This is a genomic window from Cetobacterium somerae ATCC BAA-474 (genome assembly GCF_000479045.1).
GTDB lineage: Bacteria > Fusobacteriota > Fusobacteriia > Fusobacteriales > Fusobacteriaceae > Cetobacterium_A > Cetobacterium_A somerae.
In genome coordinates this window covers 36,094-57,869 of the sequence record NZ_KI518060.1, presented here as the reverse complement: position 1 = coordinate 57,869, position 21,776 = coordinate 36,094, and the positions used below count along the sequence as shown (strand labels likewise).

Below are 21,776 nucleotides of genomic sequence, written 5' to 3'. Positions count from 1 at the left end.
TATAAATTTTTTAAATAATTTTGAATTATTAAAAAAAACAGAAAATTTCTATTCTTTTAATGATTTACTTATTCAATTTTATAAACTATTAAGCCTAAATTTAATTATTATCGATTTTCAATATATTATGGTTGACGAATATCAAGATACTGATAATTTACAAGTTCATATTTTAAAATTACTAGCTAAAAATTCTAATCTCATGGTTGTTGGAGATGACTATCAAAGTATTTATGGTTTTAAAGGAACTTCCATGGAAAATATTCTAAATTTTTCTAATGAATTTCCCAATGTTAAAACTATTATTTTAAAAGAAAACTATCGAAGTACCAATCCTATTTTACACTTATCAAATGAATTTTCTAAAAAATTAAAATATTGTTTTAGAAAATCACTTATAACTAAAGATAGCTCTTTAAAAAAACCTAATCTAAATATTTTTAAAAATCATTTTAATGAAATTTCATTTATTTTTGATAAAATCAAAGATATTTTAGAATTGAATCCAACTGCTACGATTGGAATTCTTTTTAGAAACTTTATTTACATGGAAGAGTTTATCAAATTCTTTGAATCTTCTAATATCAAATTTAATGTTGCTTCTAATCCATTTTTAGAAAATATTTTTAAACATAAATTTTATAATACAAATATAACTCTCTCATTTTTAACCATACACAGTTCTAAAGGATTAGAATGGGATTATGTATTTATTCCTCTTCTTTTAGAAGGTATCATTCCAAGTTCAATAGGTGATGCTCTTAATCTAGAGGAGGAAAAAAGACTTTTTTATGTAGCTTTAACTCGAGCCAAAAAAGAACTCTTTTTGTCTTATCCTTTATCTTTTTATGGTGACTTTGGATTATTTAAAACTCCATCTCAATTTATAGAAAATATTGATTCTAGCTTTTTTAATATAAAAAGAGGATAGTTTAAAAAACTACCCTCTTTTAAAATCAATTATAAATTTTTCTATACCTATATTTTCTTCTATTCCACCATTTTTTATTAAAAATTCAACTTTCAATAATTTTTCTATTTTTTTTAATAAAAATTGTTCATTAAATAAAGACATGTATTTTAATTTTAAAAAAATAGGATATTCTCTAATGTATCCTCTATTATTTTTAAAATATTTTTTTAATTTTTCATATGTATTTCCTTTAAAATCATTATACGAAATACTTTCTCTTAAATCTCCACTTTTCTTTAACCCTACTAATTTTAATGCTAAACTTAACTCTTCTGAAATTAAATATAAAAATAACATATACTCTTTACTTTTTTTTAAATAATCTAGTAATACTTCCATATTATCTTCAATCATAAAATCTTCTACTAATTTTTTTAAATTATACTCATCACTTACTGATAAGATAGGTAAAATTTTTTCTAATATAAATGTTTTTCCATCTAAAAAACTCTTTATTTTCTCTACTTCGTTTTTTACTTTAAAAAAATCATCACCTAAAATTTCTGCTAATTTTTCGGCCTCATACTCAGATATTTCTAACTCTTTTTCTATAAAAAAGTGTATACCCTTTTTCTCTAAAGCTTTTCTTGCTACAATTACTTTTCCTAATTTCTCTGCATTTGTTAAAACCTTTTTTCCAACCTCATTTATTGCTTTACCATAATCATTTAACTCTTCTTCATAAACAACTACAACCTCTTTTTTTGTGAGATCATATTCTCCAACTATTTTTAATAATTGATCTAACTTTTTATTTTTTTCAGCTCTTTTTAAAACTACTAACTCCTTTGGAGCAAACATAGAGTTTATTGAAATACTTTCTAAAAAATTATCTTCCTCATTTTGAGAAGCATCATAGACTTTCATTGGAATGCTAGGATTTGACTTTTTTATTTTTTCCATTAACTCTTCATATTTTAACGGAAGTGGAGTGTCTCCGTAAACAAAATAAAACATATCTATCTCCCTTTTCTTTTTTTATATATTATAACACAAAAAATAAAAGAGAGTATACGAACTCTCTTTATATTCTTTAATTTTTTTTACTTAAAATTTTAGATGCATTTAAAACAGCTAATACCGATACTCCTACATCTGCAAAAATAGCTAACCATAGATTTGCAATTCCTAAAACTCCTAAAATCATAACTACTATTTTTACTCCTAAAGCAAACCCTACATTTTCTAATACAACTTGATTATTTCTTTGTCCCAAATGTAAAGCTTCTATTATTTTATAAGGATCATCATTCATTAAAACTATATCTGAACTTTCTATTGCAATATCACTTCCCAATTTCCCCATAGAAATTCCGATATCAGCCATAGCTAATACTGGAGCATCGTTTATTCCATCTCCCACGAATATAGTTCCTTTTTTACTTTTACTTTTTATCTCTTCTAACTTACTAACTTTATCTTGCGGAAGAAGATTTGTACATACTTTGTCTTCATCTATTCCTAAAATATCTCCAATATGTTTACCTGTTTTTTTATTATCTCCAGTTAACATATACACATCAATACCCTGTGATTTTAACTCATCTATTGTCTTTCTTGAGTTTTCTTTTATCTCATCTTCTACAAAAATTCTTCCAATAAATTCAGAATCTACAGCAACATAAACTACTGTTCCAAAAGCTTCTGGTAATTCAACATTGATATTATGACTTTCTAAGAATTTTCTACTTCCTACTAAAATCTCTTTTCCAGAATAAAGAGCATTTACCCCATATCCAGCTTTTTCATTGTGTCCTTGTATATCCCATTCTGAAATTTCAACATCTCCATAATTTAATATAGCTTTTCCTATAGGATGGTTTGAATAAAATTCACCTGCCTTAGCATATTCCATTAGACGTTTTTCTGATCCCTTTATAACCTCAACCTTTGTTACTTTGAAACTTCCCTTTGTTAAAGTACCTGTTTTATCAAATACAACTGTATCTATATTTTTTAATCTTTCTAAATAATTTCCACCTTTTATCAATATTCCATCTTTTGATCCTTTTCCAATAGAACTAAAGAATGTTAAAGGTACTGATAAAACTAATGCACATGGACAAGAGATTACTAAAAATATAAGTGCTCTACTAAACCATAATTTAAAGTTACCATCGTAAAATAATGGAACTCCAAATCCTATTAAAATAGCCATAAAAACAACTAATGGTGTGTAATATCTTGCAAATTTTGTTATAAATTTTTCAGCATGTGCTTTTTTACTTCCAGCACTTTGAACCATGTCTATTATTCTACTAACAGTAGATTGAGAATATATTTTTGTTGTTTTTACTTCAATAGTACCATTTATATTTATAGATCCACTTAATATTTCACTTCCTACTTCACCTATAACTGGCACTGACTCTCCCGTTAAAGCTGATTTATCTAATGTTGTTGTTCCTGATACAATAACTCCATCTAAAGGAACTCTTTCTCCAGGTTTTATAATTAATATGTCTCCTACTTTTACTTTTGAAGGATTCATCATTTCTATAATCCCATTTTTATCTTTTACATTTGCAAACTCTGGTTTTATACTCATTAATTTTTCTATAGATTTTTTTGAATTATTAACTGCCATATCTTGAAAGAATTCACCTATTTTATAGAAAATCATAACACCTGCAGCTTCTCCAAAGTCACCTAAAGCTAAAGCTCCAACTGTAGCTATACTCATTAAAAAATTCTCATCTAAAAATTTTCCTCTTTTTAAATTTTTTAAAGCATTTAACAATATATCATATCCCGATAGTCCATATGCTATAATCAAAATTATATCTTTTTGTAAACTCTTTGGTAATGTTAATCCAACAACAAAAAGAGTAATTCCAATTGTTAGAATAATTAAATCTAATTTTGAAATTAATTCGTTGCCATGAGAATGATTATGTTCGTGAGTATCCTCATCTTCACTCAATTTACTATCATCATTTTTTACTTTTTTAAAATATGTTCCTGGTTCTACTTTATCTGCAATTTTATTTAATTTTTCAATAAGTTCATCCTCATTTACCTCTTCTTTTAGTATAAACTTCAATTTTTTTGTATAAAAATCAACATTAACACCTTCTAATTCAGCTAATTTATCCAATTCATATTGAATTTTTGATGCACAACCTCCACAGTGGAGATTTTCAATCTCATACTCTTTTTTCATCATTTCATCTCCTTATATTGATATACCTATACCCCCTATATCTATGATTCTAAAATACCATAATTTGACATTTTTGTCAAAAATTTTTTGAATATTTTTCTCTTACAGAGTATAATATAGATTATTGAAAATAAGGAGTTTAATATGAAATACCTAAAAAATGATATTTTAAATATTTTTAAAGATAGTATTAATGATAATAATTTTATAAAAGGAATTTTTTCAAATCCTACAAAAGAAAGTTCTTATAAAAAAATAAATTTAAAACCTGTTCAAATAAAAGAAGATTTTTTTATACAGTTCGAAAGTTTTGCAAATAATAAGGCTTTTCATAAAAATGAACTTTTAGCTGATAGCTTTAACATTTTGGATGAAATTATTGATACATTTAAACAAATTTTAATAGTTACATCTAATCAAGAGATTCAAGTTTTACAAAATAAAAAAGGTTTTTCTATAAAAAGAAAAAATACTGAAAGTAAAATATTAGAACTTTCACACAATAAACAAAAAAATTATATTTTACAAGATAACACACCTATCCCATTTTTAATTAGACTTGGAGTTATGTCTGAAGCCGGAAAAGTTAGTAAAGAAAAATTTAATAAATTTAGACAAATAAACAGATATTTAGAATTTATTGAAGATACACTAAAAGAGTTACAAGAAAAAAAACTTATTGGTAATTCAATGAAAATAATTGATTTTGGATGTGGTAAATCATACTTAACTTTTGCTTTGTATCATTATTTAAAAAATATTAAAAATTTAAATATTGATGTTATCGGCTTAGATTTAAAAGAGGATGTTATTAACCATTGTAATATCATTGCTAAAGATTTAAACTTTAATAATTTACAGTTCTTAAAAGGAGATATTAAAGATTTTGATATTTTTAAAGATGTTGACTTAATATTCTCACTACATGCTTGTAATAATGCTACTGACTACTCTATTCTTAAAGGATTAGAATTAGGTGCTAAAGCTATTTTAGCTGTACCTTGCTGCCAGTCAGAAATAAATCAAAAAATAGATAAATCCCCAACAACAGAATTAAAAGGAGTTCTATCGCCTTTTGGGAATCATGGTATTTTACAAGAACGATTTAGTTCTTTAGCCACAGATGCTCTAAGAGCTCTTTCTTTAGAACTTTGTGGTTATAATACAAAAGTTATGGAATTCATAGATATGGAACATACTCCTAAAAATATTCTAATCAAGGCTATTTTAGGTTCTCCTTCAGAAGAGAAACTAGAAGAAAAAAGAAAAGAATATAATAGATACTTACAATTTTTAGGTGTTAATCCGCTTTTAGATAGTTTACTTAAAAATTATTTTAAAAAATAATATATCAGGAGATGATTTTTATGAACAAATTACTGCAAGACAAAATTTTTAGAGAACTTCTAAAGTTTCATTCTCAAGGAGATATCTTTGAAGAAAAAGAGATTATAACTCTTGGATGTATGGCTAATGGAAGCACAAAAGAACTACAAAAAAAAATCTTAACAACAATTGACTTACAGAATCTTTTACAAGACTATTCTTTAAATGAAATAAATGAAAACGCCTCTATCTTAGCAGATAAAGATCTTATAAAAATTAATCGAGTAACTACTACTACAAATAAAAATTATTTAGAACTTCTAGAACCTTTAGTTTCATTAGAAGATTTTTTAGATGAAATTTAAACTAATAAAGCAGATGGTCTATAACCATCTGCTTTTTAAGTTTCTAATAAATATAAAAAACCTCCAATTAATAAAGCTGGAATTACATTATATAAGGTAACTAGTAAAGCTGACTTTTTACTTAACGCTAACAATGGAAATAATGCATCTCCATCATTACAAATTGCATTAGCTACCAACGCTGAAAATGGAATTCCACCTGATATATAGATAGCAGCTAATAATATTTGAGGTCCACAACCTGGTATTAACCCGATAATGACTGCCCCGATTACTACTAAAAAACCCTTGTTTTCTAAAAATAGTTTTAAGCCTTCAGCTCCACCTATATATCTCAATAATATCTCATACCCTAAAAATGCCACAAAAACCCAACTTACTAAAAATGCCACTTCTTCTGCTGTGTGTATTAAAGTTTCTTTTATTGATCCTAATTTACTTTCAGTTTTGTCAAAGTTACTGCCCTGTATTCCTTTTCTACTTAATAAAGTATATAAAATACATAAAATCGTTCCTATACTACCACTTATATTCATATACTCAATTATAAAATGATTTTCATGTGTATGAGCATCTAATAAATGCTCCAAAGCAAAAGGAAAAGAGATTATTACCAAAAGCCAAAATATTTTGTACCATATATTATGAGTCATTAAGTATACATATTTAAAATCTGTTCTTCTATGTAAAACTTTATCAACTATATCTCCTTGTTTATGAGCTATATGTTTGTGATGTTTATGTCCACTCTCTTCATTTACATAGTCCTTCCCTTTTTCCATTTGCTTATTTTTATTTATAACTATATTTTCACCAATCTTAAAATAATCTATAAATAAACCACAAATTACTCCAGTTATTCCACTTATTATTAATACTTTAAAGTATGCAGTTATATCTCCCACAATTAAAATAAAGGCAGCATCTCCCATTGTTGTTATAAAAGCTGCAACTAAACTTCCAAAAGTTACTTTTCCTAAAATATACATTGGAACTACAACTATTGCCCCTCCACAACCTGGAACTAACCCTAATAATGCTGAAAAATAAACTTGATTTTTCCTATCTTTTTCTAATAGTTTTATTATTATTCCATTAAATTTGTAATCTATTAAACCAATTAATAATAAAGATATTGATACAAAAACACCAACTTTATAAAAAACCTCTACAGTAACATTATAAAAAAGATAAATCCACTCCATTCTTTCACCTCGTATTACAAATTCTTACTATCTAATCTTGTTATACTTAGTTTTTCTCTTATTCTTTTTTATAAAAAAACCAGTGCTCTCACACTGGTTTTAGTTTTACATTCTCTCTAATGTATTTATTCCTAAAATATTCAATCCTTCTTTCAATACTGCTGCTGTTCTTTCAGCTAATAACAATCTTGAATATAAAATTTCATCCTCTTGATTTAATATTGGACATGCATTGTAGAAGCTATTGAATTTTTTTGATAATTCAAATAAATAATCAGCTATTAAATTTGGTCTACAACTATCAGCTGCTTTCAATATAACTCCTGGGAATTGTGTTAAATGATGAGCTAAAGTTCTTTCTGTTTTATCTACAAACTTTATTATAACATCCTCTTTAACATCTTTATTCTGCTCTTTTGCTCTTCTTAATATAGATTTAATTCTTGCATAAGAGTATTGTAAATATGGAGCCGTATTTCCTTCAAAGCTTAAAATTTTATCCCATTCAAAAATAACTGCTGTTTGTCTGTTTTGTGATAAATCAGCATACTTTATAGCTCCTGTTCCTACAACTTCTGCTATATTATCTTTTTCCTCTTCTGATAATTCTGGATTTTTCTCATTTACAATTTCATAAGCTCTTCTCTTACCTTCATCTAAAAGTTCCTCTAATCTAATTACATTTCCTTTTCTAGTAGAGAACACACCATCAGCAAATCTCATTATTCCAAACCAAACATGTTGCTTTTCAACATTCCATCCTAACATATCTGTAATTCTAAAAAATTGTCTAAAGTGATCTTGCTGTCTCTCATCTGTTACATATATTAATTTATTTACATTATAATTAGCTAATCTAAATTTAACAGTTGCTATATCTGAAGTTGCATATAAAAATGCTCCATCTTTCTTTTGAACAATACAAGGATGTAGTTTCTCTTCCTCTTGGAAAAATACAACTTTTGCTCCTTGATCTTCAACTGCTATTTTCTTATTTTCTAACTCTTCAACTACTCCTGGCATTAAATCATGATAAAAAGATTCACCATAATATGTATCAAAGTTTATTCCCATTCTATTATATAACTTTGCATATTCATCTAGAGAAACTTTTATAAACTCTTGCCATAATCTATAATTTTCCTTATCACCATCTTGAAGTTTTTTTAACTCTTCTCTAGCTTGATCTTCAAGTTCTGGATTTTCCTCACTTTGTCTTGTAAACTCAACATAAACTCTTTCTAATTCTTCAATAGCATTTTCTTTATAAGCCTCTTGATTAAGCCAGTTTCTGTATCCTATTATCAGTTTTCCAAATTGAGTTCCCCAATCTCCAATGTGATTGTCTGCCACAACATTATAACCTAAATACTTATACATTCTTTTAATCGAATCTCCGATTATAGTTGATCTTAAGTGACCAATATGCATTCTTTTTGCTATATTCGGCGAAGAGTAATCTATTATTACATCTCCTTCTATATTAAGTCCTTTAAATTCATAATCCTCTTTTGAAATCTTTTTAACTAAATCTCCTAAATATGAATCTTTTAAAAATATATTTAAAAATCCTGGTCCTGCAATCTCTATTTTATCAATTACACTATTTTCAACTATGTTATTTACAACATTCTCAGCAATAGCTCTTGGATTACCACCAATTATTTTAGAATTCATCATAGCAAAATTTGATTGAAAATCTCCAAATTTTTCATTTGTTGCTACAGTTATCTCTATTGGTTTTAAATCTTTATCTGGATAAAGATTATTTACTGTTTCTAATAAAATTATTTCTATTTGTTTTTCAATAGTTAACATTTATTCTCCTTTCATCGTGAAATAAAAAAAAAGGACTCGAAAGTCCTAAAAAGAATAACTCCAGTCTACCGCCTTCCTTACGGTTTTGGTCGCCATTTCTTATAAGTGGTAACCAGATATTATCTATACACAGGGTCCGTGAAACAAGGGTTTCCGTGACTTTTCTGAACTATAAATAACAGCGCCAATCCCAATAGCGACCTTAGGCCCAAAACCTCCAGATAATAGCGAGTAGACCAGAAATATTTATTCTTAAGACAATTATATCACTTCTATATTATTTTTTCAATTAAAAAATCCTTATGAATAGTATATTTTTTATAACTAAACTATTTCTGAATTATATGTTGAATCTAAATAAAGCTCTTCTAATTGCTTATCATCAACTTTACTTGGTGCTTCTGTCATTAAACATTGACCTTTATTTGTTTTAGGGAATGGGATTACATCTCTTATTGATTGCTCTTTTAACATTACCATTAACCATCTATCAATACCAAAAGCTAATCCTCCATGTGGTGGTGCTCCATATTTAAATGCATCCACAAAGAATCCAAACTTCTCTTGTGCTTCTTCTTTAGATAAACCTAACTTTTCAAATACTTTACTTTGAATTTCAGGATTAAATATTCTTATTGATCCTCCACCAATTTCAGATCCATTTAATACTAAGTCGTATGAGTTAGTTCTAACTTCATCCATTTCTCCATCTAAGAATAACTGCATATCTTCAGCTTTTATTGATGTGAATGGGTGATGTTGAGCCTTATATCTTTGCTCTTCTTCATCATATTCGAACATAGGGAAATCTACTACCCATAAGAATTTAAATTCATCATTATTAATCAATCCTAATTCTTTTCCTAACTTTAATCTTACAGCACCTAAAGCTCCATACACAACTTTTGCTCTATCTGCTACAATCATTATTACATCTCCAACTTTTGCTTCAGTTCTAGCTATGATTGCATTCATCTCTTCTTCAGTAAAGAACTTAGCTATTGGGGAATTAACTCCCTCTTCTGTTAACTTTATCCAAGCCATTCCTTTTGCACCAAAATATGTTTTTGCATAATCTTCATATTCAGTTAAAATTTTTCTTGAGAATTGCTCTGCAACTCCTGGAGCTACAACTGCTTTAACGATTCCACCAGCTTCTACTGCACTTTTAAATCCTTTGAATCCACAAGTTGCCATTATATCTGTTAAATCTTTTAATTCAACACCAAATCTTGTATCAGGTTTATCTGAACCAAATCTTTCCATAGCTTCTGCATAAGGCATTCTTGGGAATTCGTAATCAGCTGATTCTCCTGTTACATTTTTAAATACTCTTTTAGCTAATCCCTCTATCTCATTCATAATATCTTTTTGCTCTATGAAAGACATTTCGATATCTAACTGAGTAAACTCAGGTTGTCTATCAGCTCTTAAATCTTCATCTCTAAAACATTTAGCAATTTGGAAATATTTTTCTACTCCAGAAATCATTAATAATTGCTTAAATAATTGAGGTGATTGTGGTAAAGCATAGAAATCTCCTGGATTAATTCTACTTGGAACTAAGAAGTCTCTTGCTCCCTCTGGTGTTGACTTTGTTAAAATTGGAGTATCTACGTCTAGGAATCCTTTTTCATCCATATAGTTTCTTATTGACATAATCATTTTATGTCTCATTTTTAGATTTCTAGTCATTTGAGATCTTCTTAAATCTAAATATCTATATTTTAATCTTATATTTTCGCTTAAATTTTCATCTCCAGATATTTGGAATGGTAAAACATCACAGTTATTTAAAACTTCTAAATCTGTTACAAATACTTCAATATCACCAGTAGGAATATTAGCATTTTTGCTTTGTCTTTCTTTTACAACTCCTACAACCTTTATAACTGATTCATTTTTTAATTTTTGTGCTCTTTCTACAACTGAAACTTCTGCTACATCTGTATGGAAAACTATTTGTGTTTTTCCTTCTCTATCTCTTAAATCGATAAATGTTAATCCACCTAAGTCTCTTTTTGTATCAACCCATCCAGATAAAGTAACTGTTTCACCAATATTTGAAGCTCTTAATTCCCCTAAGTTATGAGTTCTATAATACGTCATCGCTTTTCTCCTTCTATTATTTTAATATATTTTTTATATTTTCTATACTTACTTCTTCTTGAGTTCTATTGATGAAATCTTTTAGCATAACAACACCTTTATTCATCTCATCCTCACCTATTATAATAACATTTTTTGCTCCAACTCTATCAGCTTTTTTCATATGAGCTTTCATTCCTTTTGAAGCATAATCTATTACAACAGATTTTCCAAAAAGTCTTAAATCATTAGCTAACTTAAATGCAGAATCCATAGTAGCTTCTCCCAACCAAGCTATATATACATCTAACTCTCTTTTTGGGAAATCCTCACCTAAAAGCATCATGATTCTTTCAACTCCTGCTGCAAATCCAAATGCAGGTATCTCTTTATCTCCAAGTTGCTTTAGAAGATTATCATATCTTCCTCCACCTAAAACAGTTCCTTGTGATCCTAATTTATTTGTCACAATCTCATAAACTGTACTTGAATAATAATCCAATCCTCTAACTAGTCTTGGATCCTCTTTATACTTTACATTAAATAATGTTAAATATTTTTTCACTGTTTCATAGTGTGCTTTTTCTTCTACTGATAAAGAGTCTGTTATAATTGGTGCATCAGCTGTTAACTCTTTACATTTATCTACTTTACAATCTAAAACTCTAAGTGGATTTTTCTCCATTCTCATTTTACAATCATCACAAAGCTCTTCTCTCATTGGTTCTAAAAAGTTTAAAAGAGTTTCTCTATATCTCTGTCTGCTTTCTTTTTCTCCTACAGAATTTATAGTTACTTCTAAATCAGTAACTCCGATTTTACTTAAAAAAGAATATCCCATTGCAATTACTTCTGCATCTAAAATCGGTGAGCTTTCACCTAAAACTTCTACACCTATTTGATTGAACTCTCTTTGTCTTCCTGCTTGAGGTCTTTCATATCTAAACATAGACCCTGCATAAAAATATCTTGAAACTTCCTCTTTCGCGTATATCTTATTTTCTAAATAGCATCTTACAACAGCTGCTGTTCCTTCTGGTCTTAAAGTGATACTTCTTTCTCCTCTATCTTGAAAAGTATACATCTCTTTTTCAACGATATCTGTTCCCTCTCCTACTCCTCTTTTAAAAAGATCTGTTTCTTCAAATATAGGAGTTTTTATCATTGAGTACCCATAATTCCCAAAAAACTCTTGAGCTGTCCTCGTTATATAGTCATACTTTATTCCTTCATCTCCAAATATATCTTTAGTTCCTCTAACCGCTTTAATTAGCTTCATTTTATCACCTCAATTATTTTAATTTCCATAATTTATCTAATTTTTCTTCAATTAGTTTTTCATTTCTGTTATTTCCTGGAATATAGTATTTTTTTCTATTTGCTCTATATTTTTGCTCCACAAAATTATTTTCATAATTATGAGGATATTTATATCCTACCGCTCCAGTCCCTATATGTATTGGAACCGGTTCTAAGTCTCCATCCTCTATATCTTTTAAAGCTTTATCTATTGCCATATAGCTTGAATTACTTTTTGTTGATATTGCTAAATAAATAACTGCCTGAGATAAAATTATCCTTATTTCTGGCATTCCTATTTTTTCACTTGCATTCATAGCACTATTTGCTATTAACATAGCTTCTGGATTAGCCATACCAATGTCTTCACTTGCATGGATAAATATTCTTCTTGCTATATATCGTGGATCCTCTCCACCATGAAGAAGCCTTGCTAACCAATATACTGCTGAGTCTGGATCGCTTCCTCTTATACTTTTTATCATAGCTGAAATTATATTATATTTATCCTCTTCCTTATGATAAGAGGCTTTTCTTTCTCTGAAAATATCTATTATCTCTTCTTTAGAGTATCCCATACAACTATTTTTATATAATTCTAAGTAATTTAAAGCTACTCTACTATCTCCTTGAGAAATATCTAAAATAACATCTCTTACCTCTTCGGGAAGTTGTAAATTTAATAAATTTTCACCTTTTATTAAAATCTCTCTTATATTATCTCTTGTTAAAGGTTTAAATTCAAAGATTAAACACCTTGATAATAGTGCATTGTTTAGACTATGATAAGGATTTTCAGTAGTAGCTCCAACTAAAATTAATATTCCTGACTCTGTATAAGACAATAACGCATCTTGTTGAGTTTTATTAAATCTATGAATTTCATCTAAAAATAAAATTGTTCTTTTCCCATATAACTCTAAATTTCTTTTAGCTTTTTCTACAATCTCTCTTAAATCATTTAAACTTGCTACTGTTGCATTTAAAGTCTCAAAATTATAGTTTAACTCTTTAGATATTATTTCACCCAATGAACTTTTTCCAGAGCCTGATGGTCCATATAAAATCATATTAGATAAAGATTTACCCTCTATTATTTTTCTAAGAACACCATTTTTTCCTAGAAGTTTTTCTTGCCCTTTAAAATCTACAAACTTCTGAGGCCTTAAACGAGTAGATAGAGGTTTTGCATCTTCAAAATTTCCACCAAATATACTTTGCATTTAATCACAACCTATTTTTTAAAATAAAAAAGCGTATTGTGTACCCCAACACGCCTTTAACTCTTTTAACTATTTTACTAGATACAGAAGAAGTGCTGAAAGTATGAATAAAAATGCTACTACTTCAGTTGCTCTGGCTAGTGGTCCTCCGTCTTTTGAAACTCCAAATACTGTATTTGAACCTCCCATTCCCATGCTACCTGACATACCATGGCTTCTATCTGGTTGAACAAGAACTAATATTATTAAAGCTACAGCAAAAATAAATAAAAACAATGTTAAAAGTGTCTCCATAACTTTACTCCTCCCAAATTTCGTCTTTTATCTTATACATTATTATAATATATATATTGATAAAATAAAAGAAAAAATTATAGAAGTTTTGCTGCTAACTCAGCTAATGCTGAACGTTCACCTTTTTTCAAAGTAACATGTCCTACTATACTTTCATTTTTTAATTTTTCTGATAGATATGTAAGCCCATTTGTGTCTGAATCTAAATATGGACTATCTATTTGATCTGGGTCTCCTGTTAACACTATCTTTGTATTTTCTCCTGCTCTTGTTATTATGGTTTTTACTTCGAGAGGAGTTAAGTTTTGTGCTTCATCTATTATTATATATCCATTAGGAATACTTCTTCCTCTTATATAAGTAAGAGCTTCTATTTTTAAAAGCCCCATAGTTTGAAGCCCTAAAATTACTTTCTCTCCAGTTTTTTCACCTTTTTCCCCAGCTAAATAATCTATATTATCATATATGGGCTGCATCCATGGTCTTAATTTCTCTTCTTCACTTCCAGGCAGATATCCTAAATCTTTTCCCATTGGAATTATTGGACGAGCTATAAGTAATCTTTTATATTTCCCTCTTTCAACAACTTGTTCTAATCCTGCTGCTATTGCCAATAAAGTTTTTCCAGTTCCAGCTCTTCCTACTAATGTTACAACTTTTATATTTTCATCCATTAAAAGTTCCATTGCATATTCTTGCTCATCATTTCTTGCCCTTGCACCCCAAGCTGATATTTGTCCTTCTAAATTTCTTCTAATTTTTCCACCTATATATCTTCCAAAAGTTTTTTCTTCTCCACATTTAAATTTAATAAACATATTTTCTGTAAAATGATACTCTTTTCCTAACTCCCAAACATTTATTTTTCCAGCTTTATCAAATTTGTTATAAATATCTCTTGAAACTTCAATCTCTTCATAACCATCATATAACGTCGTATAATCCGTTCTATCTGTTTCATAATCTTGAACTTCTAATCCTAAAGAATCTGCCTTAATTCTCATATTTATATCTTTAGTTATTAAAATTACTTTCATATCTGGATTTTTATTTTTAATTCCGAGAGTTGTTGCAATTATCATATTATCCATTGAGTCTTTTTTTAATACTGATGGTAATAAATTTAAATCACTTTCTATCTCTACCCTGAAAAAAATCTTTTTCTCTAGCTCTACCCCTTTTGCAATACACCCTTTTTTTCTTATGGTATCAAGCTCTCTAGCTGCTAAACGAGCCTGTATTGCTGTCGTACTATTTCTCTTTAAATTATCTATCTCCTCTATTACATATATAGGAACAACAACTTCATTATCTTCAAAACTATAAATACTACGATGGTCATGTATTAAAACATTAGTGTCTAGAACATAGATTTTCCTCATAAAATCATCCCCTTAATTGAATTTTTTTTAAAACTCCCTTAATTGCCTCTTCCAAAGTAGAATAACTATTTAACTCATCTTTACTTATCATAGAATCTATTTCCTTTTTACTGTATCCTAAAGAATCCAATGCCATATATAACTCTTCTTCAATCGCATTATTTAGCATATCTCCTGATGGATCTTCCATAGACATTAAATTTAATGTTTTAATCTTATTATTTAAATCTATAATTATTTGCTTTGATTTTTTTTCTCCTAATTTTGGAACTCTTTTTAACGTCTTAAAATCTTCTGTTAAAACAATCTCTCTAATATTGTCTATTGAAAATGTTGACATTATAGAAAGGGCTAGTGATAATCCTATTCCACTTATTCCTATTAACATCTCAAAAAGAACTCTTTCTCTCTCCTGTAAAAACCCTACTAGTTTAAATGCATCTTCTTTTATTACATTATATATATATAGCTCTTTTTTCTCTCCCACCTGTACTTGATCATAAGTTTTTAAAGTTATGTAAACTCTATACCCTACCCCATTTACATCCACTGCTAAATATTCTGGTTTTTTTATTTTTATTACTCCATTTAAATATTCAAACATTATTTTATCTCTCTCCTTTTAATGCTTTTTTTAAGTATTTACTTGTATAACCTTTTTTAGAAGAAGCTATTTTTTCTGGAGTTCCTGTTAAAATAACTTTTCCTCCACCATCTCCACCTTCAGGTCCTATATCGATTATGTAATCAGCATTTTTTATTACATCTAAATTATGTTCTATAATTATAACTGTATTTCCTTTTTCCACTAATCTATTAATTACTTCTAAAAGTTTTCTTATATCTTCAAAATGTAATCCTGTTGTTGGCTCATCTAAAATATATACAGTTTTTCCTTTTGATACTTTAGATAATTCACTTGCTAATTTTATTCTTTGAGCTTCTCCTCCAGATAGCGTTGTAGCAGGTTGACCTAATTTTATATAATCTAACCCTACATCTACTAATACCTTTAGTTTTCTTTCTAATGTTGGTATTGTTTTGAAGAAATCATAGGCTTCTCCCACGCTCATGTCCAATACATCTGAAATATTTTTTCCTTTGTAGTAAACTTCCAGTGTTTCCCTATTATATCTTTTTCCTCTACATACCTCACATTCAACATAAACATCAGGTAAAAAATTCATTTCAATTTTGATTATTCCAGCACCCTGACATGCTTCACATCGTCCTCCTTTTACATTAAAAGAAAAACGACCTTTTGAGTATCCCTTAGCTTTTGCATCTTTTGTTTGAGAGAAAATATCTCTAATATCATCAAATACTTTTGTATATGTAGCTGGATTTGATCTTGGAGTTCTTCCAATAGGACTTTGATCTATATCTATAACTTTATCTAAACTTTCTAATCCTTCAATAGAAGAATATTCTAATGGATAAAGCTTACCTTTATTTAATTTATTAAATAAAATTGGATAAAGAGTTTGATTTATTAGTGTTGATTTTCCACTTCCACTTACTCCTGTTACAACAGTTAAAACACCTAAAGGTATATCTACATCTACATTCTTTAAATTATTCCCCTTTGCTCCTTTTAAAGTTATATACCCTTTGGGCTCTCTTCTCTTTTCTGGTACCGTTATACCTATTTCACCTTTTAAATATCTCCCTGTCATTGAAGTCTCATTATCCATAACTTCTTGTGGTGTTCCTGCAGCTACAATTTCACCACCAAACACTCCTGCTCCCGGTCCCATATCTAAAATATAATCAGCTTGATGCATTGTATCTTCATCGTGTTCAACAACAATAAGTGTATTTCCTAACTCTTTCAATCTATTTAAAGTAGCTAAAAGTTTATCATTATCTCTTTGATGTAATCCAATACTTGGTTCATCTAAAACATACAATACACCTGTTAGCCCTGACCCAATTTGAGTTGCCAATCTAATCCTTTGAGACTCTCCTCCAGATAATGTTTTTGTCTCTCTAGCTAAACTCAAATAATCTAATCCCACATTTATCATAAACGATATTCTTTCTTTTATCTCTTTTAAGATCTCTGCTGCTATTTGTTTCTCTTTTTCTGTTAACTTTATATTTTCAAAAAAATTTAGAGCATCTTTTATACTTAGTTCTGTTATCTCAATTATATTTTTATTATAAACAGTTACAGCTAAAACTTCTGGCTTTAATCTTTTTCCATGACATACCTTACATATTCTTTCTATCATAAATCTATTTTCTATCTCTTCTCTAGAGCTCTCTGAAAACGATTCATTATATCTCCTTTCTAAATTCTTTACAATTCCTTCAAAATCCTTTTCTCCATGAAAACTAAACTCTTTTGATGTATAGTCCACTCTAAATTTCTCTCCATCAGTTCCATAAAAAATTATATCCATCTCTTTTTTAGTTAAATCTTTTACTGGTTTATCTAAATCAATTTTATATTTTTTCGCCATAGATTCAAATATTGTCCATGTATAACCCTTTTTAGCTGATGCTGCTCCTGGAACATATAATCCACCTTTTAATATTGATAAGTTTTCATCCTCTATTAGTCTACTTTCATCAATTTCTAATTTTTTCCCTATTCCTTTGCATTCAGGACAAGCTCCAAAAGGAGCATTAAAAGAGAATAGTCTCGGGTTTAAATCTGGAATACTTACATTTTCATGATCTGGACATGAAAAATTTTCACTATATAATTGTTCTCCATCTCCCCAGTTTATTATTATTTTTCCTTCAGATAGTTCTATACCTTGCTCTATACTTTGAGTTAATCTTGATTTAAACTCCTCATCTTCCTTATCTACAACAATTCTATCTACAACAACTTCAATATTATGCTTTTTGTTTTTATCTAAGTTTATTTCCTCTTCAATATAAAGAATTTCACCATTAACTCTTGCTCTTACAAATCCCTTTTTTACAAGATTTAAAAATAGATTTTTGTGTGTTCCTTTTTTATCTTTGACAACAGGACTTAAAATCATTAGTCTGTCACCATTATTAAATTTTTCATATACATTTTCTACAATTTCATCAACACTTTGTCTCTCTACTAATTTTCCACATATTGGACAATGTGCTTTACCTATATGTGCAAATAATAATCTCATATAATCATATATCTCTGTTACTGTCCCTACTGTTGATCTTGGATTTTTATTTGTTGTTTTTTGTTCAATTGAAATAGCCGGTGCTAACCCTTCTATGCTATCTACCTCTGGCTTTTTCATTTGTCCAATGAATTGTCTTGCATAAGCCGATAAACTTTCTACATATCTTCTTTGCCCTTCTGAATAAATAGTATCAAATGCTAGCGATGATTTTCCACTTCCACTTACTCCTGTTACAACAACAAATTTATACTTTGGAATTTCTATATCAAAATTTTTAAGATTATGTTCTCTAGCACCTTTTATAATTATTTTGTCTAACATTTTTCCTCCTTACTAAAAGACCCTCTTAATCAACGTAAGAGGGCTAAACTTTTTAATAATATTCAATTAGTCCATTTTCATAAAAACTAAAATAAGACTCATCACTAACAATAATATGGTCTAATAATTTTATATCTACCTTTTCTAGTAACTCTTGCATTTCTAATGTTAATTCAATATCTTTTTTAGATGGAGTTAAATTTCCACTTGGATGGTTATGAGCAAATATTATTCCTTTAGCTCTATTATCAATTGCTCTTTCCATTATCTTTCTGGGATAAACTACACTTCTATCAATTGTTCCCTTAAATAAAATCTCATCACATACAATCTTATTATCACTACTTAGGTAAATCACTTTAAACTCTTCACTTTTCAAAGTACCTACATCGTCTTTCAAATAATTTACCAAATCATTTTTGCCTTTCAAAGTTGTTAAATCAGCATTTTTCACATTTTTAAAATAGTGATTAGACATAGTTTCACCAATTACTTTTAAATATAAAGCTGTCTCTGCACCAACACCTTCAATTTCTTTTAAATCATTTAACTCAGCATTTATCACTTTATCTATGCTTTTAAATTTTGACAATAAATTCTTTGCAATACCTTTACAATCTTTTAATTTTATTGAATAAGTTAACAGTAGCTCTAAAATTTCATAATCCTCTAAACCCTTATATCCAACTTTTAAATACTTCTCTCGTAATCTCTTTCGGTGTCCTTGCATTTGGTTTTTTTCCAAAATAATCACCCCTTATTACTTTATTGAAATATTTCATAAACCTCATCTTTTGTTTTCATTATTTTAGGAATTTCTACTGCTGCTTTCAAAATAGGATACGCCAAAACTGCTCCAGTTCCTTCTCCTAAACGCATCTCCATATGTAAAAATGTTTTTAAATCTAGTGCTGTCATAACGACTTTCATTCCTGGTTCTTCACTCATATGAGTTCCTATTAGGTAATTTTTTACCTTTGGTTCTATTCTAGTTGCAACTAATGCTGCTACTGCTGATATAAAACCATCTATTAACATAGGCTTTCTCTCTAATGCTGCACCTAAGTAAAGTCCAACCATACATGCTATATCAAGTCCACCAACGCATCTTAAAACTTCTATTGGCTCTTTATTAAATAAATCATATTTCAGACAAGCATCTTTTATCACATCTTTTTTTCGTCTTAATCCTTCATCTGAAAGTCCTGCACCACAACCTACAACTTTTTCTATATCCTCTTTTGTTAAGGCGTATAATATAGCTGAACTTGTTGTTGTATTAGCTATTCCCATCTCTCCATTAGAGAAGAAATCATACTCTTTTTTTTCTTTTATTATTTCTACTCCAACTAAGATTGCTTTTATTACCTCATCTAAACTCATAGCAGGTTCCTTACTAAAATTTTTAGTTCCATAAGCTATTTTTTTTACGTATAAGTTTTCATAGTTTCTTGGAATATCTCCTTTTATTCCAATATCTATCAAATTTAGAGGTATTCCTAAACTTTTACATAAAATTCCAATAGCTGCAAAAGAGCTTAACATTGCTTCTGAAACTATTCTTGTATATTCTATTGGACAAGATGATACTCCTTCTTCTATAACTCCATTATCAGACGATGCTATAAAATGACACCCAGCTTTTAGTTCATTTAAGGGTTGGCCTGTTATTCCCGCTACTTTCATTGCTAAATCTTCTAAAACACCTAAACTTTTCTCAGGTTTCATTCTAGAATCTAATATTTTTTTACACTCTTTTATAGCTTCTGTATCAACACCAATTATATCATTTTGAATCTTTTTTATTCTGTCCAATTTTAGCCCCCTATATTTAATCCCTTTAATATGGGATATCCTTCAGAAAATTCAATTATAACTACACCACCATTTTCTACACTAAACTTCCAATAAGATTCTAATCCATTAGAAAAGTAATGACTTAAAATAGTATTAATTACTCCCCAGTGAGTAACTAAAACTGTTGTTCCATCTAAATCAACTTTCTTCTCTATAAAATTAATAGCTCTTTTTTGAAGCTCTAAAACACTTTCGCCAGTTATATAATTATAATTTTCCCAATTACTTTGACTCTTTTTTAACTCCTCTGGATATTTGTCCAAAAGTTCTTTATAACTATGTCCTTCAAATATTCCAAAATTTAGTTCACGTAATTCTTGATCAATTAAGATTTCTAATTTTTTATAATTTACAATCTCTGCTGTGTCTATTGCTCTTCTTAAATCGCTTGCATATATCTTTTCATAATTTATACTTTTTAAAATTTCCCTAGTTTTTTCTGCCTGCTCTTTTCCTTTTTCTGTTAATTCTGGATCTAAAATTCCATAGTAAACCCCTTCAATATTTAATTTTGATTCACCATGCCTAACTAAAATAATTTGCCCCATCAATCTCACCTATAAAGTTACATACATTAAAACTAACGAAAGTACTGAAGATAACTCTAACAATGCTCCTAAAGTATCCCCAGTTATACCACCTATTTTTTTTGTCATTAACTTTCCAAATAAAAATCCACAAACAATTAGTATATTTAAAACAATAAATAAACTTATAAATGGTAACATAAAGTACTGAGCTATTCCATATAATATAGCTGTAACAGTGACATAAGATATTAATAATCCCATCTTATCAGTGTTATCAACAAAAGTTTTACCCATTCCAGTGGCTCTTGCATAAGGCTCAAAAGCACAGTTGACTACACTATTTATTCTAGCTAATATAGGTACAATAAGCATTATTACACCTTGATTTACTCCAAACAATTCAGATGTTTCTACTAAGAAAGCAACTTTAAATATAAAGTAAAGTATTAAAACTAAAACACCATTTGTTCCAACTCTAGAGTCTTTCATAATCTCTAACATTTTTTGTTTACTTCTATAGCTAAATATTCCATCAAAAGTATCCGCTAGACCATCTAAATGTAATCCACCAGTTACTATAACATCAAGAGTAACTAAGATTATTGCTATTAAAATAGGCGATGGAATAAATGTTTCTAAAACCATTGCCACAGCTAAGTTTATAATACCTATCACTAATCCTACTATTGGAAACCATTTCATCCCTTTTCCTAAAGCTTTCGAATCAAAAGTTTTTCCTCCTGGAAATGGTAATCTTGTCATAAATTTAAAAAGTAAAGCTAAACCTTTCATTTTCTCCTCCAA

At 28.5% G+C, this 21,776-nt stretch carries 18 protein-coding genes; 3 read left to right on the top strand and 15 right to left on the bottom strand.

Features of this window, described 5'->3' with window-relative positions:
• Window positions 1–931: 3'-5' exonuclease (locus tag HMPREF0202_RS00825; RefSeq protein WP_023051578.1), on the top strand; the 931-nt coding region annotated here is incomplete at its 5' end.
• Window positions 932–940: 9 nt separating this feature from the next.
• On the opposite strand, the gene HMPREF0202_RS00820 is transcribed toward HMPREF0202_RS00825, so the two are convergent.
• Both HMPREF0202_RS00820 and HMPREF0202_RS00815 read right to left on the bottom strand, forming a co-directional pair.
• Window positions 941–1,930, bottom strand: a complete 990-nt coding sequence (locus HMPREF0202_RS00820) for a DNA polymerase III subunit delta (RefSeq protein WP_023051577.1) — start codon at window positions 1,928–1,930, stop codon at window positions 941–943.
• 76 nt (window positions 1,931–2,006) lie between these two features.
• Window positions 2,007–4,136 carry a heavy metal translocating P-type ATPase gene (locus tag HMPREF0202_RS00815; RefSeq protein WP_023051576.1) on the bottom strand — a complete coding sequence of 710 codons (2,130 nt, stop codon included), beginning with the start codon at window positions 4,134–4,136 and terminating at the stop codon, window positions 2,007–2,009.
• Between the two features lie 144 nt (window positions 4,137–4,280).
• Between HMPREF0202_RS00815 and HMPREF0202_RS00810 the strand changes: the two genes are divergently transcribed.
• Both HMPREF0202_RS00810 and HMPREF0202_RS00805 read left to right on the top strand, forming a co-directional pair.
• Complete coding sequence (locus HMPREF0202_RS00810) at window positions 4,281–5,483, top strand: class I SAM-dependent methyltransferase (protein WP_023051575.1); 1,203 nt, start codon at window positions 4,281–4,283, stop codon at window positions 5,481–5,483.
• 20 nt (window positions 5,484–5,503) lie between these two features.
• Complete coding sequence (locus HMPREF0202_RS00805) at window positions 5,504–5,827, top strand: hypothetical protein (RefSeq protein WP_040405967.1); 324 nt, start codon at window positions 5,504–5,506, stop codon at window positions 5,825–5,827.
• A 35-nt stretch (window positions 5,828–5,862) separates the two neighbouring features.
• On the opposite strand, the gene HMPREF0202_RS00800 is transcribed toward HMPREF0202_RS00805, so the two are convergent.
• From HMPREF0202_RS00800 to cobS, 13 genes are all read right to left on the bottom strand, one after another.
• Window positions 5,863–7,032 carry a putative manganese transporter gene (locus HMPREF0202_RS00800; protein WP_023051573.1) on the bottom strand — a complete coding sequence of 390 codons (1,170 nt, stop codon included), beginning with the start codon at window positions 7,030–7,032 and terminating at the stop codon, window positions 5,863–5,865.
• Between the two features lie 105 nt (window positions 7,033–7,137).
• On the bottom strand, window positions 7,138–8,850 hold the full coding sequence (gene argS / locus HMPREF0202_RS00795; protein ID WP_023051572.1) for an arginine--tRNA ligase: 1,713 nt from the start codon (window positions 8,848–8,850) through the stop codon (window positions 7,138–7,140).
• 324 nt (window positions 8,851–9,174) lie between these two features.
• Window positions 9,175–10,959, bottom strand: coding sequence for an aspartate--tRNA ligase (gene aspS / locus HMPREF0202_RS00790; RefSeq protein ID WP_023051571.1), 1,785 nt, complete (start codon window positions 10,957–10,959; stop codon window positions 9,175–9,177).
• 16 nt (window positions 10,960–10,975) lie between these two features.
• The gene (gene hisS, locus HMPREF0202_RS00785; protein ID WP_023051570.1) at window positions 10,976–12,217 is read right to left on the bottom strand and encodes a histidine--tRNA ligase; all 1,242 of its coding nucleotides are present in this window, start codon (window positions 12,215–12,217) and stop codon (window positions 10,976–10,978) included.
• A 13-nt stretch (window positions 12,218–12,230) separates the two neighbouring features.
• Window positions 12,231–13,460: a replication-associated recombination protein A gene (locus HMPREF0202_RS00780; protein WP_023051569.1), complete on the bottom strand. Its 1,230-nt coding sequence runs from the start codon at window positions 13,458–13,460 to the stop codon at window positions 12,231–12,233.
• Window positions 13,461–13,529: 69 nt separating this feature from the next.
• A complete protein-coding gene (secG, locus tag HMPREF0202_RS00775; protein WP_023051568.1) occupies window positions 13,530–13,754 on the bottom strand; it encodes a preprotein translocase subunit SecG in 225 nt (74 codons plus the stop codon).
• A 77-nt stretch (window positions 13,755–13,831) separates the two neighbouring features.
• The gene (locus tag HMPREF0202_RS00770) at window positions 13,832–15,136 is read right to left on the bottom strand and encodes a PhoH family protein (protein ID WP_023051567.1); all 1,305 of its coding nucleotides are present in this window, start codon (window positions 15,134–15,136) and stop codon (window positions 13,832–13,834) included.
• 4 nt (window positions 15,137–15,140) lie between these two features.
• Window positions 15,141–15,740, bottom strand: a complete 600-nt coding sequence (gene ruvA, locus HMPREF0202_RS00765) for a Holliday junction branch migration protein RuvA (RefSeq protein ID WP_023051566.1) — start codon at window positions 15,738–15,740, stop codon at window positions 15,141–15,143.
• 4 nt (window positions 15,741–15,744) lie between these two features.
• Window positions 15,745–18,585 carry an excinuclease ABC subunit UvrA gene (gene uvrA / locus HMPREF0202_RS00760; RefSeq protein WP_023051565.1) on the bottom strand — a complete coding sequence of 947 codons (2,841 nt, stop codon included), beginning with the start codon at window positions 18,583–18,585 and terminating at the stop codon, window positions 15,745–15,747.
• Window positions 18,586–18,637: 52 nt separating this feature from the next.
• Window positions 18,638–19,330, bottom strand: coding sequence for a RadC family protein (radC, locus tag HMPREF0202_RS00755; RefSeq protein WP_040405966.1), 693 nt, complete (start codon window positions 19,328–19,330; stop codon window positions 18,638–18,640).
• 20 nt (window positions 19,331–19,350) lie between these two features.
• On the bottom strand, window positions 19,351–20,400 hold the full coding sequence (gene cobT, locus HMPREF0202_RS00750; RefSeq protein ID WP_023051563.1) for a nicotinate-nucleotide--dimethylbenzimidazole phosphoribosyltransferase: 1,050 nt from the start codon (window positions 20,398–20,400) through the stop codon (window positions 19,351–19,353).
• Between the two features lie 2 nt (window positions 20,401–20,402).
• Complete coding sequence (locus tag HMPREF0202_RS00745) at window positions 20,403–20,990, bottom strand: histidine phosphatase family protein (RefSeq protein WP_023051562.1); 588 nt, start codon at window positions 20,988–20,990, stop codon at window positions 20,403–20,405.
• Between the two features lie 9 nt (window positions 20,991–20,999).
• Window positions 21,000–21,764, bottom strand: a complete 765-nt coding sequence (gene cobS / locus HMPREF0202_RS00740) for an adenosylcobinamide-GDP ribazoletransferase (RefSeq protein ID WP_023051561.1) — start codon at window positions 21,762–21,764, stop codon at window positions 21,000–21,002.
• Window positions 21,765–21,776 lie beyond the last annotated feature (12 nt).

Coding starts and splice junctions, on each gene's coding strand:
- HMPREF0202_RS00800 (WP_023051573.1), bottom strand. CDS start 7,032: ATGGAGTGGATTTATCTTTTTTATAATGTTACTGTAGAGGTTTTTTAT.
- HMPREF0202_RS00745 (WP_023051562.1), bottom strand. CDS start 20,990: ATGGGGCAAATTATTTTAGTTAGGCATGGTGAATCAAAATTAAATATT.
- argS (WP_023051572.1), bottom strand. CDS start 8,850: ATGTTAACTATTGAAAAACAAATAGAAATAATTTTATTAGAAACAGTA.
- cobS (WP_023051561.1), bottom strand. CDS start 21,764: ATGAAAGGTTTAGCTTTACTTTTTAAATTTATGACAAGATTACCATTT.
- HMPREF0202_RS00770 (WP_023051567.1), bottom strand. CDS start 15,136: ATGAGGAAAATCTATGTTCTAGACACTAATGTTTTAATACATGACCAT.
- uvrA (WP_023051565.1), bottom strand. CDS start 18,585: ATGTTAGACAAAATAATTATAAAAGGTGCTAGAGAACATAATCTTAAA.
- ruvA (WP_023051566.1), bottom strand. CDS start 15,740: ATGTTTGAATATTTAAATGGAGTAATAAAAATAAAAAAACCAGAATAT.
- HMPREF0202_RS00780 (WP_023051569.1), bottom strand. CDS start 13,460: ATGCAAAGTATATTTGGTGGAAATTTTGAAGATGCAAAACCTCTATCT.
- secG (WP_023051568.1), bottom strand. CDS start 13,754: ATGGAGACACTTTTAACATTGTTTTTATTTATTTTTGCTGTAGCTTTA.
- aspS (WP_023051571.1), bottom strand. CDS start 10,959: ATGACGTATTATAGAACTCATAACTTAGGGGAATTAAGAGCTTCAAAT.
- HMPREF0202_RS00805 (WP_040405967.1), top strand. CDS start 5,504: ATGAACAAATTACTGCAAGACAAAATTTTTAGAGAACTTCTAAAGTTT.
- HMPREF0202_RS00815 (WP_023051576.1), bottom strand. CDS start 4,136: ATGAAAAAAGAGTATGAGATTGAAAATCTCCACTGTGGAGGTTGTGCA.
- HMPREF0202_RS00820 (WP_023051577.1), bottom strand. CDS start 1,930: ATGTTTTATTTTGTTTACGGAGACACTCCACTTCCGTTAAAATATGAA.
- HMPREF0202_RS00810 (WP_023051575.1), top strand. CDS start 4,281: ATGAAATACCTAAAAAATGATATTTTAAATATTTTTAAAGATAGTATT.
- hisS (WP_023051570.1), bottom strand. CDS start 12,217: ATGAAGCTAATTAAAGCGGTTAGAGGAACTAAAGATATATTTGGAGAT.